This is a genomic window from Mucilaginibacter aureus, from assembly GCF_053514885.1.
Map to the genome: position 1 here is coordinate 4,819,100 of NZ_CP170601.1, position 14,035 is coordinate 4,833,134.

Consider the following 14,035-nt stretch of genomic DNA (forward strand, 5'->3'; position numbering starts at 1 on the left):
ACAAAATGCCTTTTTCTTTTATTCTGATGTCTTGGTTCTTGATTCTTAATTCTTGATTCTTTTTCTAACTCTGATTATTTTAATGCAGCAACTGCAGGTGCGGGTGTTGTGGGCTTAATAACCTCACCTTCCTGCAGGTGATCAACGCCGCTGATCACAATACGATCTCCGGCCTTAACACCGTCTTTAACCAGGTAGTTGCTGCCGTTTTTGCCCATAACATTGATGGCTTGCTTGCTTACTTTGTTACTGTCGTTAACAGCGTAAACAAATATTTTGTCCTGCATTTCGATAGTTGCCGACTCGGGAACAATGATAGCATTAGCATGGTTAAGGCTCAACCTAACCTTACCCGTATTACCCGAACGCAACAAGCCTTGTGTATTGGGGAAGCTTGCCCTTACGGTAATGGCGCCGGTATTTTTATCAAACTGGCCGTCGATCATGTCAATTTTTCCTTCGCGGGGATAAGTGCTGTTGTCGGCTAAAAGCAAACTAACCGATGGCAGATTTTTTAGTTTATCCTGCAAAGTAGTACCAGGATACTGCGCTTTAAAGTTGATAAAGTCTGCTTCGCCTAAAGCAAAGTAAACATGTACCTCGTGCACGTCGGACAAGTCGGTTAAAGCCTGGGCGTCGGTATGTGATACCAGGCTGCCTTGCTTTTTAGCCAGGCGACCTATATAGCCGTTTACGGGAGCTTTGATGGTGGTGTAACCAACGTTGATTTGCGCTGAAGCAACGGCAGCCTTAGCCTGCTCAACATTGGCGGTTGCTACTTTAAAAGCGGCTTTAGCAGTTTTCAGTTGAAAATCGGATACTACCTTGTTTTGTACCAGGGGGGTTAGTTTGTCGATCTCTAACTGGGCGTTCAATACATTGCCTTCGGCGGCGTGCAGACTGGCAATGGCGTTGTTTAACTGTTCGCGGTAAGGTTGATCGTTAATTTTAAATAAGGGCTGGCCCTGGCTAACGTAAGCACCTTCGTCAACAAATACCTTATCTAAGGTACCGTCAACCTGTGGGCGAATCTCTACGTTTACCGTGCCTTCTATCGACGCCGGATAATCCTGGTAAGTGGTTTGGTTGCCGGAAGCGATCTGCGCTACCGGCAGTGATGGTGCTGGTGGCGCTCCTGCTGGTGCGGGATTACTGGCGCAACCATAAACAAATAATGCTATAATGATTAAGATGGGTGTTTTCATGATTAATTTATTGAATGTAAAAGTGTTCGATCGGGACGTTGCAGTTTGTTTTTCCATAGCTGATTGTATTAAGAGTTTGACGATTCGGGTGATTTGTGTGTTAAATTATTACTTACTTAACGTTATTAAATTATTTAACGGTGTTAAATTTTAGAGAGAAGCGTAGCGTTTTTACATACGTTTTTTAATTAGAGATAAAGATTACTTAACACTGTTAAATAAATTAACAACATTAAAATTGTTATAAAAAAATTAGTCGTATATCGACCTGATGATACCGCTGATTGCGATCTTTAAAACCTGGTCGTTCATTTCTTCCGACCGTCCTTTGTTAACCAGGTTGATGGAGATCAACCCGTGTATTACCGACCAAAAGGTGTAGTATTTAATGCATACCTCATCTTCGGTAGCGCTTGCAGGCATCATTTTTTCAATTACATCATACACCAGATCAGAGTATTGTTCAGCCTCTGGTAGTATCTTTGCTATCTCGCAACAATTGGCGCCAACGCCAAACATTACCTGATAAAGCTCTTTTTCGGCAAAAGCGAAGTTCCAATAGGCTAACCACATGGCTTCGAGCTGATGAGCCGGAACCTTGTGCGCCTCTTTCGCTTCGGCCATTTGCCTGGCCAGTATTAAAAACCCTTTTCGCGTAAGCTCTAAAATTAAAGCCTCCTTGTTTTCAAAGTATTCGTAAATAACCGGCGCGGTGTATTCAATTACATCGGCAATTTTGCGCATGCTTAAAGCCTGCCATCCTTCTTCCTTAACAATTTGAAGAGCCGCATCCAGGATATTGATCCTGTTTTCGTCCTTTAAACGTTGTATTCTTTCTTTACTTGCCATTTTGTTTACAGGTATTAAATTACTTAACACTGTTAAGCAAAGGTAAATCGTTTAGTATTAAGTTTATAACATCAGAGTGTCAAATTCTGAAATCTATCGTAAATAAGCGGTTAATCGCTTGTGGTTGGCAGATGCTCGCGCTGCACGGCATTTTTACGCTGAATGCGGTACATTAAGATCAGCATCAGGTTATTTTTGTTGTTGGCAGCATCGGGGGTATAATTGTATTGATTGATCCATCCCGCCTGGAATATCCACGATTTATCGAATTGGTAACCCAGGGCCGCCGACACCCGGTTGCGCTCAAAATTAGGTACCTGGTTATTTAAAAACACTTCATCAAAAACAGACAGGAACCAGGTTTTGGCTATTATCTTAGTATGGTTAAACGGCACAAATACGTTTATCCGGTACCTGAAACGGTTACGATAAACACTGTTTACCCAACGCTGCTCCACACGGTAACGATGCTCGAGCTTTAACCGATATAAAAACTGGTTGGTTGTGATTTGCTCCCATAAACGGTTTTCGGTGGTGGTTGGCCCTGCTCCTACGTTTTGATAATCAAATGTGGTGTATCGGCCGGTGCCTATTAAAGCGGTAAAATCTTTATCAATATCGTAGCTGACGCCTGCTTTTATTTCATCGTACATAAACTGGCTAAACACACCATTGGTACGCACCTGGAACTCGCTATAGCCACCCCATTTGTGACTGCTATCGCCGGGTAACACTAATGTGGTTATTCCCCAGGTGCCAACTTTTGAGTTTTGTGCATGGACAACCGGGGTAACAAATACTAGTAACAGGATAAGAAAATATTTATTCACGTTAAATTAATGTTAAGAAAAAGCAAATATATAGCTCTCTCAAGCATTAATTTAATTTTGTGAATAAACAAAATTTGATGTTAGAAACTAATTATGAATAATGGCGAATTATTTATCAAATGTAACGGCCGCCTGAGTTCATCAACAGACAGGTATCTTAACCCAGCCATGACATTGGCCGTATCCTGATCTTGATAAGTATTGATAAATTTGGCCGATAACTACTCAACCTATTTATGTTACATCTGCTTGAAAATCCTGTATGGAATGGTTTAATATCCGGCAACAGCCATTTAGCCAATGGTACCGATGAGGTAAAATACTTTGATAAAGAAGTATCGCCGCTCATCGGTATGAAAGATTATTCGCAGGCTGACTTTGATACGCTTCACCAAAAGATAAATGAAGACCGTACACTGGCAACGGTTACCGCCTTTGAGGTGAACATCCCACCGCAGTGGAAACTGGTAAGACATATTGAAATTTTGCAGATGGTGTTTAACGGGACCCTATCTCCTGTTATTGAAAACCCGCAATTTATCTCTTTGCAAAAACAACATGTGCCCGGTATGCTGGCTTTAACCAAATTAACCAACCCCGGCCCATTTGCCGAACGCACTATTGAATTTGGTAATTACGAAGGAATTTTTGTTGACGCCGAGTTAGCGGCCATGGCAGGCCAGCGCACCCAACCCCGCCCCTATATTGAGGTTAGCGCTGTTTGTACCCATCCAGATCATCATGGCAATGGTTATGCCGGTCAGCTGATCAGGAGCCAGATACGCCAAATCGAAGCACAGTTATGCATTCCTTTTTTGCATGTACGCAATGATAACGATACAGCTATCAGGCTTTACGAAAGATTGGGTTTTTACATTAACCAGAAGATACACTTTAACCTGATCGAGAAAGCCTAATACGGCCAGGTAACCTGCAAGGGTTTGGCCATCCACGGGTATTTGATCAAAGAAAACATAAAAGGCGATTGATGGAGCAATATATCATATGACCGGTGATGAACTATAAGTTCCCATTTATCGTCATGTTCAGATAGTAAACCATCGCGCACCAGCCAGTTGCCCCTGAAACCTTCAACCGAGCTTGCACCTATTGCCGGCCAATGGCTAATCATGGCGTTGATCATGCTTTCTACCAGCTGCTTTTGTTTATCTAAAACCAATATTCCCTCGGGCACCGGGTGTGATAAGGGTAAACTGCAGAGTACTTTATTGAGCATTAAAAATGAACCTGCAGTATAGCTCTGGCCGGTAATAACATATTGCAGGTAATGCACAGCGTTCAATTGTGCTTCTTCGTCTGTAAAGCTCCCACCGCTAACAACGCCAAGCCGCTCAAACAAATAAGGGATGTAATTATTCAATAATACCATCCCAGCATTTTTTGCTGAAACAGCCGCCTTGCTGATGGGTTGTTTTGCCATAACTTTTTGTTTATTCTATAATACGGTTACTTTCCGTTTGATATCACCAATTGCTCGTAAGCAATTTCAATAGTTTCAACCGCCACTTCATTTCCAGCTGCTTTCATATCTGTGTCTGTAATTTTCACTGGCCGGGCATTATTTAACGTCCATTGCATAGTTACTGCTTTGGCGTCGTTTAAAAGTTTAATCACCACAGTTGTTTTGGGGACGGTATTCATTCTGATCTGGGCGACCCAGTTCCCAAAAATATCGTTATTGACAAAGATACCCCGTTTAAGCGTTACTATACCCATCCCGGCCATTGCAGGCATTTTTACAGTTGCAAGCTGTGGAGTATTATGGGTGCGGTATTCCGGCGGCTGTGTTTCAGAGTCAAAACCTGATACATGCTGAAAGGGCACGTCAGTGATTGCCGTGCCAAAGTCGACCATAAACATAAAATAGGGACCTGGCCATGTTACATCCGGCTTATCACTGTTTGCCATTAAAATCAGTCTTAGGTTAGTTTAAATTTTTATATCAATAATTGGCCTGATATAAAGTTGAATGAGGAAATATAAGGTTTTTATATTAAAACTATCCGGAGATATAAATAAAAAACAACAATGCATACCTGTTAATACCGGGGCAATATCATATTTTATGCTAAAAAATCGCACTTCAACAAACTGTTATCCCGGTTTTACGGCGCAAATAAAACCAAGCTGACGTTAATGTCGTTTGTACCCCAAACACAGCTCCACTATGCGCGTTCGTTATCAAAAACTATTCTTCTTTGTCGCCCTGTTTGGTTTAATCATATTAACAGATCATAGCTTTGCGGGTAATCCCGCTATAGCGGATACGACACAAAAGCAACGTGAAAATTTAACCTACAATGGTATTTACCGGCAAAACATTGCCCCGGGCTTTTTTGGTAACGAATATGGCAATCCTATAAAAACCCTGCTTGTAGCTGATATTAATCCGAACGTGGTACTTTTTAACAGTAAAAACTCACGTTTCTTTTTCCTGTTTAGTCCGCGTGTTAAGCTGCGGTTGCTGTCGGGTTACCATTCGCCTGTAAAATCGCCAAGTTATATGCCTGGCGGTACCTTATTTTTCAGGTTTAGTCATGATACCGATCGTCCTCAGTTCTTTTCGATCGCTTACTCGCACCACTCCAACGGGCAGGAAGGGCCCACGCTTGATGCCATGGGTAATTTTAACCGGGAAGACGGTAAATTTACCACCAATTTTTACTCACTTAATTATTACCGGGGAAAACGTAAGGTTAACGACACCGTTTCGCGCAGCCAATACAGTTTTATTGGTATTGAACTGCACACGGGGTTATTTAATACCGGCTTCTCCGAACAGCTTACCGGCAAATACGGTTTTGTGCGCGCCAACGGTAGCTGGATGTATGATCTGCTGCGCGATAAGCACAACACATCCGATCTATACCAAACCCATCAGCGCCTGCAAGCCCAGTTCACTTATATTTTGGATAAGGATTATAATTATCAGATAACTGATCTGCAAAAGCGGCTCAACATCTCGTTAAAATACTATTACCAGTTTGGCTTTATGGAAAATGTGGCTTTTACTATAGGAGCCGGTTATCGCGGGCAGGATGACTATAACATTTATTTTCAGGATAGTTATGCTTATGTGGCTGTTGGTGTTGCTTACGGCGTTTCGTTCGATCTGCAAAAGCGGCACCATGCCCATACTTTATAGTGGGACTATTTTTTGCTTTTGGCAGATGGCTTGGCCTTTAACGAACTTGCATAAACATAACTAAGCCCGAACCAGTATTTAAACTCTTCAGTGTTTTGCAGAAGATCATCCGTAACACGCACATATTCTTTTTGTACAATACCGTATTGCTGTACCAAGGTAGTTTGATATTGTTCAATAAACTTTAATCTTTCGGCCTCGGGCAACCGCAAAGCAACATAATCGTCCTTAGTAAAATAGCTGTACATATTGCCGTTTAACGTTGTACATGGCATGGTATCTCCTTTGCGTACCGCATCCGGATTCGATGCGATCACCGCGTCATAAAACCCGATCTTTTCGCTCGTGGTATTTCGGCATTTTCCATGTAACTAACTAATACCTACGTTAATCTAAATTAAACATTTAAATAAATTTAATTGTACATCGCCATAATTTTCTATTTTGCATCACTATGGAACCAATCGTAAAACCGAAGGCGCAGGCCGCGTTGTGGTTTATCTTTATTACACTGCTTATCGACATCACTGGCTTTGGTATCATCATGCCGGTGCTGCCCGACCTGATCCGGAAATTGCTGCACGGTGATTTGAGCATGGCCGCCCGCTATGGCGGTTACTTAACCGTAGCTTACTCGTTGATGCAGTTCGTTTTTGCCCCGGTCATCGGCAACCTGAGCGATAAGTTTGGCCGCAGGCCGGTGCTGCTTGCCTCTTTATTAGGTTTTAGTATCGATTATTGCTTCCTGGCATTTGCACCTACTATCTGGTGGTTATTTTTAGGCCGTATTATAGCCGGGATAACCGGCGCCAGCTTTACTACAGCTGCAGCTTACATTGCCGATATCAGCACCGAAGAGAACCGTGCAAAAAACTTCGGCATGGTAGGTGCAGCATTTGGTTTGGGTTTCATCATCGGCCCATCTATCGGCGGCATTTTAGGCGATATTAGTTTGCGCCTGCCTTTTTTGGCAGCTTCGGGCCTTGCCTTGGCCAATGCCCTGTATGGGTTTTTTATCCTGCCCGAATCTTTACCGGCCGACAAGCGCCGCCCTTTTGATATTAAACGTGCCAACCCTGTTGGTTCGTTAAAGCACCTGGCCAAATATCCTTCGGTACTTGGCCTGGTTGGTTCGTTCGTATTAATTTATCTTGCGGCACACTCGGTACAAAGCGTTTGGAATTTTTTTACCGAGTATAACTTTAACTGGAGCAAAAAAATGGTAGGCTACTCGCTGGCATTTGTTGGTTTGCTTATTGGCGCAGTACAGGGCGGACTTACCCGCATAGTAGTGCCTAAACTTGGTAATCAGCGCAGTGTAATACTCGGCCTGTTACTTTATACCCTTGGTCTGGTGTGCTTTTCATTTGCCACACAGGGGTGGATGATGTTTGTATTTTTGATACCCTATTGCCTTGGCGGGATTGCCGGGCCATCTTTGCAAAGTATCATCACATCCGAAGTACCTGCCAATGAGCAGGGCGAACTACAAGGGGCGTTAACCGGCTTAATGAGTGTTACCTCCATCTTCGGTCCGTGGATAATGACCAGCATATTTGCTTTTTTTACCTCTAAACAGGCGCCGTTCCATTTCCCCGGTGCACATTTTATGCTTGGCGCCGTATTCATGCTGCTGAGTACCATATTGGCATCACTTAACTTTAAAAAGGAAAACAAGCGGAATGGGGTTAAGGTGGAAAGCACAGCTGTGGAAAACGGGGATCAAATACCAACCGCGTAATTTGTAATTTCGCGGGCCGCGTTAGTTGTAAGGATATTTGCCTGTATGTGACTAAGGACGGAAAACCTTCTTTACATGAAGCAACTTTACGCCAAATATAAACCCCATTATCGCGATAACTTAAAACTGGCCATCCCGGTAATGATATCGCAGGCAGGGCACATGATGGTGCAAATGAGCGATAGCATGATCGTGGGGCATTGGGTAGGCACTATTGCATTAGCAGCCGTATCGCTGGCGAGCAGTGTTTTTATCCTGATACTGGTATTGGGCCTGGGTATATCCTATGCCATAACTCCCCTCATAGCGCAGGAAGATTCGCAGGGAAATTATAACGAATGCGGGCGTTTGCTCATCAATAGCCTGCTCATCAATGTTATTTGTGGACTTGTGCTTTTTGTGGTGGTCTATTTCGGTTCGGCTTTTTTGCTCGACCACCTGGATCAAAAATCGGCCGAAGTGGTAAAGGAAGCTAAACCTTTGTTGATCCTGCTGGGTGTATCCATCATTCCGCTGATGGTGTTTTTAACTTTCAAGCAGTTTGCCGAAGGCCTGGGTTTTACCAAGCAAGCCATGAAAATATCTATCTGGGGCAATATATTAAACATTTGCCTGGGCATAACCTTTGTTAAGGGGCTGTTCGGTATCCATCCACAGGGCATATGCGGCGTAGGTTATAGTACACTGATAGACCGGTGCCTGATGGCATCAGTAATGGCCATTTATGTTTTACGTGCCACAAGGTTTAAAAAATACCTGCACGATTTTGCACTGAAAAGTATTGACCGCGCCCGTAGCTGGACGCTGCTAAAAATTGGCGCCCCGGTTGGTATGCAGTACGCGTTCGAAGCCGGAGCGTTTGTTGGGGCTAATTTTGTTATCGGTGCCATAAGCCCGGTACAACAGGCAGCGCACCAGGTTGCCATTACACTGGCATCATTTACCTATATGATGGCGACCGGTATATCCGCAGCAGCCACCATAAAATCGGGTAATAATTTTGGCGTTAAAAACTTTACGTTGCTGCGGCAATCGGCTATCTCCAGCTATCACCTGGTTTTGGTACTCATGTCTGCAACGGCAATTATGTTTACCCTGGGCAACCACGTTTTGCCCTACCTGTTTACCACAGATGAAGCGGTAATAGGCTTTGCAGCACAGCTACTTATACTAACCGCGTTTTTCCAGTTGTTTGACGGTACACAGGTTGTTGGCCTGGGCATTTTACGCGGTATGGGCGATGTGAAATACCCTACTGCATTTACCTTTTTTGCTTACTGGATAGTAGGCTTGCCCATAGGTTACCTTTGCGGGATACATCTTCAGCTGGGTGCTGTAGGCGTTTGGTACGGACTGGTTTTGGGGTTGATGGTATCGTCGATATTGCAGTTTGTGCGGTTTCAGTTTATCAGTAAAAAACACGAGTCATCTATGTAAGAGGTAAGATGGAATTCCTTTTTTACATCTTCCATCTTACCTCATCCATTTTCCATCTTTCAGAAGTACAGGTCAACCGCCACCCCGAACGTATTGCAATGCGCTTCCACAATGTCTTTGATATCGGGCGAATAACCGCCGCCCATGCTTACCTGCACGGGGATGTTATTTGATTTGCATTGCTCAAACACAAAGCTATCGCGGGCTTTACAGGCTTCTTTAGTCAGATCAAATTTGCCTAATCTGTCGGTTTTTAGAATGTCAACTCCCGCAAGGTAAAATATAAAATCAGGCTTTTGCTGCGCGATGACTTTGGGTAGTGTGTTGTGCAAAATATCAAGGTATTCGTCATCACCGATATGATCGGGCAAAGGGATATCCAGGTCCGACCGCTCTTTACGGAACGGGAAATTATTGGCGCCATGCACGGAAAAGGTAAATACCCGCGACTCGTTTTCAAATATCTGCGCAGTGCCGTTGCCCTGGTGCACATCTAAATCAACAATTAAGATGTTCGAAACTAAATTATTTGATAACAAGTAATTAGCGGCTACCGCCTGATCATTGAGCAAACAAAAACCTTCGCCCCAATTGGTACCGGCATGGTGCGTACCGCCCGCGGCGTTAAAAGCTACACCATGCTCAAAAGCATAATGGCAAGCACCAATGGTACCTCCCGAAATTCGCCTGGAACGTTCAACCAACCTCGCCGATAAGGGTAAACCGATGCGCCTTTCCATAGCGGCGGGCAATGTCAGATCGCGCAGGTGGTGCCAGTAATCTTCGCTGTGCGTTAACAGGATGGTGGCTTCATCTGCCATATCGGGCGCGAAAAGATTGTCCTGCGTGATGATACCCTGGTGCAGTAACTGCTGCGGTATCAGTTCATACTTCAGCATTGGGAAGCGGTGGCCTTCGGGTAAGGGGTGGGCGTATAAGGGGTGATAGGCGATTTTTAGCATAGGAACCAAAGTATCGCTGTCATCCTGAGTTTATCGAAGGATGGCGGGCAGCCCACCGCGCTGTGGTTCGACAGGCTCACCATGACACCTCCCCAATAGCTTCACTTAATATTTTTGCAGCCATATAAACATCTTTAAATGAATTATATAAAGGTACCGGGCTCAAGCGGATCACATCAGGTTCGCGCCAGTCGCCCAGTACGCCTTTGCTCACCAGGTAATCAAAAATAGCTTTGCCGTTATCGCAAATGATGGACAACTGCGCTCCGCGCTCACCAGGATTTTTTGGTGTGATGATCTTAAACGGCTCTTTGCCTTGCTGCTGGTTGATCTGGCCGATCAGGAATTCGAGATAGCCGGTAAGCGTTATACTCTTATCCCGTAAGGGAATAACACCACCCGCTTCGTCAAACGCATTTAGAGCCGCTCTATGCGCCGCCATCAATAAAACCGGAGCACAACTCACCTGCCAACCCTCAGCGCCTTCCTGGGGCTTAAAACCGGGCTTCATTTCAAAACGCTTATCCTCCCTGTATCCCCACCAGCCTGCAAATCGGTTGAGTTCGGTATTGCCGAAATGCTTTTCGTGGATGAAAGCCCCGCTGATACCACCCGGACTGGAGTTGATATATTTGTACGAACACCAGCAGGCAAAGTCGACATTCCAGTTATGCAGTTGCAAAGGTACATTACCGGCAGCATGTGCCAGATCGAAACCGACAAAGGCTCCTGCCGCATGCCCTGCTTTGGTAATAGCTTCCAGATGATAAAACTGGCCAGTGTAGTAATTAATGCCGCCAAACAACACCAAAGCCAGTTCATCGCCGTGTCGGTTTATCTTTTGCAGGATATCTTCCGTCCGTAAAGTGTCTTCACCCTCGCGCGGAAATACTTCGATAATGGCCTCTTTGGGGTCGTACCCGTGAAAACGCACCTGGCTTTCCACGGCGTATTGGTCGGACGGGAAAGCGCCGCCTTCCATAATTATTTTAAACCGTTTACCAGTTGGCTTATAAAAACTTACGAGCAAAAAATGAAGGTTTACTGTAAGCGTATTCATGGCTACTACCTCGGCGGGTAACGCACCAACTATGCCGGCAAGCGAATTGGTGAGCTGCTTGTGGTAAAACATCCACGGGGTATCGCCGTCAAACCAACCCTCAACAGCGTATTTGCTCCAGTTGTTCAATTGCTGCCCGATCACTCCGGATGTGGCTTTTGGCTGCAAACCAAGGGAATTTCCGCATAAATAGATCATATCCTGCCCGTTATGCTGCGGGATGATAAAATGATCGCGGAAGCGTGCAAGCGGATCCTGAGTGTCTAACTCAAGGGCAAACTCTAAAGTGTTCTGATAATTCACACACTAAAATTACGCAAAATACTTACAGTTTTACTTTACCATGCTCGCCTTCATCATATTGCTTACCTAATAAATTAGCTTTGAGCATATTAAACAACACTACAATTTTGCTTGAACTGCTATCCCAGTATTCCAGGTCGGAGGTTTCAATTTTGAGCAGGATCAACTTAGGATCATCTAAACCATCCGGAAAGAAAGCCTGGATAAAAGGCGTCCACAGTGCTTTCATTTTCTCTTTATCCTCAATTAAATGCGCGTGTCCCTTGATACTAAGGTAGGTATTGGTACCACTATCCGAATAGGTAACATTAACCTTATTATCCTGGGATACTTCTTTGGCTTTCGCCGAATACTCGTTGGTGAAAAACCAGATATCGCCATTTTTATCAATTTCGGCAGTGCCCATTGGCCGGCAATGGAATCCTCTTGCTTTGGTAAAGGTGGTTAGCATGGCTGTGCGGATATTGTCGACCTTTCCCTTTAAAAAGTGGACATGCTCTTCTTTCTTGCTCATTGGTTTGAAGTTATATCAGCATAACCAACAGGAACGGTTTTGGTTTATACAACAGGCTAATATTTAACAGTTGAATAATTAACCACAGGGCGCACAGAGTTTAAAGCACACAGAGATTCACAGAGGAGTTATTTATCAGGCTCCTTTAAGCGGCCTGCTCACATACTTATTGCCGCGAACGTAGAGCCGGTAAGGCAGCAAGGCGTCTTCGGCGGCATAATCTACTCCTACGCGGGGCGCGGCAACGATCTCATCATCACCAAAGGTTAAACCTCTGTCTTCGATCCAGATCACATCGCCCTGCAGATCAAAGCCGTTTATTTTGCGCGAAATGCCTAAAGCTTTGGCTACAGAGCCGGGCCCCGAGGTAATTGCCGGTTTGGATACGGGCATGTTGCGGCGCAGCTCAATTTCTTTGATCCCGTTTGTCGGTTCGATGGCGCGGACCAGGATGGCATGCGGCTGCCCTTCGGATGAGGTAACGATATTGAACATTTCGTGAATGCCGTAACACAGGTAAACATAGGCTATACCGCCTTGCCGGTGCATTACCTGGGTACGGTTAGTTAACCTGCCACCGTACGCATGCGATGCCTTATCAACCACGCCATTATAAGCTTCGGCCTCAACAATATATCCGCCGGTAACTATACCATCAATACGGGTGAATAAGTATTTACCCAGTAAATTGCGGGTAGTGCTCAACACATCGTTATGGGTATAAAAGCTCAGGGGTAGTTTCATTGGGTTAAGATATTGCGGATAATTGGGTTAAGATCTTTTGCCCGGGTAAAAACCATCATATGGTCGCCGCCGGGAATAACGATCGGGTTTGTGATCCTGCGATAGTCGAAGATCAGGTCGGCATCGCCAATTAAATGGTGAACAGGTAATGGCGTAGTTTGCCCATCCCAATGCAGGGCGGCTCCCATTGACCATTTTAAAAAACCCGGCGAGGTATTTCGCAGCATCGAATCGAACAGATGACTTTCGCCGCCCATCTTTTTTGAAAAGAACGGCTTAAGCAATTTACCCACCGATAACATCAATTTACCGGTGATCAGTTTGTAAACAGGCAGCACCCTGAAAACTTTGTAGTAAGATGGCGCTTCGTTTATCGACTTGATACTCGAGATGATGATCACATTTTTTATTTCGACCTGCCTGGCTACCTCCACAGCAAGCATCCCGCCAAACGAAACGCCAATGATGTTACTATGCGGCGTGATGTGGTATTTGGCAATGAGTTTTTGAGCATAGCTTGCGATGGTATCTTTTGGATCAGGATCAATAAAAGCGACGTCGACAGTTTCAAATCCCGACAGATCGAGATTTTTAAACAGGCGCACATCGGCACCCATACCCGCTATCAGAAAAACCTTCTCCATTAAAATTTAAGCAGTTTTACAATTTGCTCCAGGTATTGGGCATCGGTTTCGTCAAACTCATTCAGTTCAGAACTATCCACATCAAGCACACCTGCTACGTTGTTACCCTTAAATACCGGTAAAACGATCTCTGAGCGTGAAAGCGACGAACACGCAATATGCCCCGGAAAAGCATCCACATCGGGTACGATCAATGCTCTGGCTTCGGCCCATGAGGTACCGCAAACGCCGCGGCCTTTGGCAATACGCGTACAGGCCACCGGCCCTTGAAAAGGCCCCAATACCAATTCATCCTGTTTAACCAGGTAAAATCCCACCCAAAACCAGCCGAACTGCTCTTTTAGTGCGGCGCAAACGTTAGCCATATTGGCTACGATGTCGGTTTCGCCATTAAGCAAAGCTTCAATTTGCGGGATGAGCGACTGGTATTGCTCCGCTTTGTTTGCGGATTGTACAATGGTTAGATCTTCTGCCATGATACAAAAATACAAAACACAGGCACAAAGGGTTTCAGGTAAAAGTAAAATAATCAACACCGGGTAATCTTGAAAAATAGATCAGCCAAATTTGATTGATAATC

The 14,035-nt window shown here is 44.7% G+C and carries 16 protein-coding genes; 4 read left to right on the forward strand and 12 right to left on the reverse strand.

Annotated elements, in window-relative coordinates; translation table 11 throughout:
* Positions 1-74: 74 nt before the first annotated feature.
* From ACFGVR_RS20565 to ACFGVR_RS20575, 3 genes are all read right to left on the reverse strand, one after another.
* A complete protein-coding gene (locus ACFGVR_RS20565) occupies positions 75-1,205 on the reverse strand; it encodes an efflux RND transporter periplasmic adaptor subunit (RefSeq protein ID WP_448699391.1) in 1,131 nt (376 codons plus the stop codon).
* A 252-nt stretch (positions 1,206-1,457) separates the two neighbouring features.
* Positions 1,458-2,054, reverse strand: a complete 597-nt coding sequence (locus ACFGVR_RS20570; protein ID WP_448699393.1) for a TetR/AcrR family transcriptional regulator — start codon at positions 2,052-2,054, stop codon at positions 1,458-1,460.
* A 110-nt stretch (positions 2,055-2,164) separates the two neighbouring features.
* Positions 2,165-2,884, reverse strand: coding sequence for a DUF2490 domain-containing protein (locus ACFGVR_RS20575; RefSeq protein WP_448699394.1), 720 nt, complete (start codon positions 2,882-2,884; stop codon positions 2,165-2,167).
* Positions 2,885-3,120: 236 nt separating this feature from the next.
* On the opposite strand from ACFGVR_RS20575, the gene ACFGVR_RS20580 reads away from it, so the two are divergent.
* The gene (locus ACFGVR_RS20580) at positions 3,121-3,801 is read left to right on the forward strand and encodes a GNAT family N-acetyltransferase (protein WP_448699395.1); all 681 of its coding nucleotides are present in this window, start codon (positions 3,121-3,123) and stop codon (positions 3,799-3,801) included.
* On the opposite strand, the gene ACFGVR_RS20585 is transcribed toward ACFGVR_RS20580, so the two are convergent.
* Both ACFGVR_RS20585 and ACFGVR_RS20590 read right to left on the reverse strand, forming a co-directional pair.
* Positions 3,798-4,325, reverse strand: coding sequence for a contractile injection system tape measure protein (locus ACFGVR_RS20585; RefSeq protein ID WP_448699397.1), 528 nt, complete (start codon positions 4,323-4,325; stop codon positions 3,798-3,800). The two genes, ACFGVR_RS20580 and ACFGVR_RS20585, sit on opposite strands and share 4 nt — an antisense overlap.
* A 26-nt stretch (positions 4,326-4,351) precedes the next feature.
* Positions 4,352-4,813, reverse strand: a complete 462-nt coding sequence (locus tag ACFGVR_RS20590; RefSeq protein WP_448699399.1) for a phage tail protein — start codon at positions 4,811-4,813, stop codon at positions 4,352-4,354.
* A 259-nt stretch (positions 4,814-5,072) separates the two neighbouring features.
* Between ACFGVR_RS20590 and ACFGVR_RS20595 the strand changes: the two genes are divergently transcribed.
* Positions 5,073-6,050 carry a hypothetical protein gene (locus ACFGVR_RS20595; protein WP_448699401.1) on the forward strand — a complete coding sequence of 326 codons (978 nt, stop codon included), beginning with the start codon at positions 5,073-5,075 and terminating at the stop codon, positions 6,048-6,050.
* Positions 6,051-6,055: 5 nt separating this feature from the next.
* Here the strand turns inward: ACFGVR_RS20595 and ACFGVR_RS20600 are convergent, their stop codons facing one another.
* Positions 6,056-6,367, reverse strand: coding sequence for a hypothetical protein (locus ACFGVR_RS20600; RefSeq protein WP_448699402.1), 312 nt, complete (start codon positions 6,365-6,367; stop codon positions 6,056-6,058).
* Positions 6,368-6,504: 137 nt separating this feature from the next.
* Here ACFGVR_RS20600 and ACFGVR_RS20605 point away from each other — a divergent pair, with 137 nt between their 5' ends.
* On the forward strand, positions 6,505-7,791 hold the full coding sequence (locus tag ACFGVR_RS20605; protein WP_448699403.1) for a TCR/Tet family MFS transporter: 1,287 nt from the start codon (positions 6,505-6,507) through the stop codon (positions 7,789-7,791).
* A gap of 75 nt (positions 7,792-7,866) precedes the next feature.
* A complete protein-coding gene (locus ACFGVR_RS20610) occupies positions 7,867-9,228 on the forward strand; it encodes an MATE family efflux transporter (RefSeq protein ID WP_448699404.1) in 1,362 nt (453 codons plus the stop codon).
* Between the two features lie 59 nt (positions 9,229-9,287).
* Here ACFGVR_RS20610 and ACFGVR_RS20615 read toward each other — a convergent pair whose 3' ends face one another.
* From ACFGVR_RS20615 to ACFGVR_RS20640, 6 genes are all read right to left on the reverse strand, one after another.
* Positions 9,288-10,190 (reverse strand): histone deacetylase family protein, encoded by a 903-nt coding sequence (locus ACFGVR_RS20615; RefSeq protein ID WP_448699405.1) that lies wholly within the window; start codon positions 10,188-10,190, stop codon positions 9,288-9,290.
* Between the two features lie 76 nt (positions 10,191-10,266).
* Positions 10,267-11,553, reverse strand: a complete 1,287-nt coding sequence (gene kynU / locus ACFGVR_RS20620; protein WP_448699406.1) for a kynureninase — start codon at positions 11,551-11,553, stop codon at positions 10,267-10,269.
* 22 nt (positions 11,554-11,575) lie between these two features.
* On the reverse strand, positions 11,576-12,067 hold the full coding sequence (locus tag ACFGVR_RS20625) for a pyridoxamine 5'-phosphate oxidase family protein (RefSeq protein ID WP_448699407.1): 492 nt from the start codon (positions 12,065-12,067) through the stop codon (positions 11,576-11,578).
* A gap of 135 nt (positions 12,068-12,202) precedes the next feature.
* Positions 12,203-12,811, reverse strand: a complete 609-nt coding sequence (locus tag ACFGVR_RS20630) for a DNA-3-methyladenine glycosylase (RefSeq protein WP_448699408.1) — start codon at positions 12,809-12,811, stop codon at positions 12,203-12,205.
* Positions 12,808-13,455, reverse strand: a complete 648-nt coding sequence (locus ACFGVR_RS20635) for a hypothetical protein (protein WP_448699409.1) — start codon at positions 13,453-13,455, stop codon at positions 12,808-12,810. Before ACFGVR_RS20635 ends, ACFGVR_RS20630 begins: the two co-directional genes overlap by 4 nt.
* A complete protein-coding gene (locus ACFGVR_RS20640; protein ID WP_448699410.1) occupies positions 13,455-13,931 on the reverse strand; it encodes a GAF domain-containing protein in 477 nt (158 codons plus the stop codon). Before ACFGVR_RS20640 ends, ACFGVR_RS20635 begins: the two co-directional genes overlap by 1 nt.
* Between the last annotated feature and the right edge of the window lie 104 nt (positions 13,932-14,035).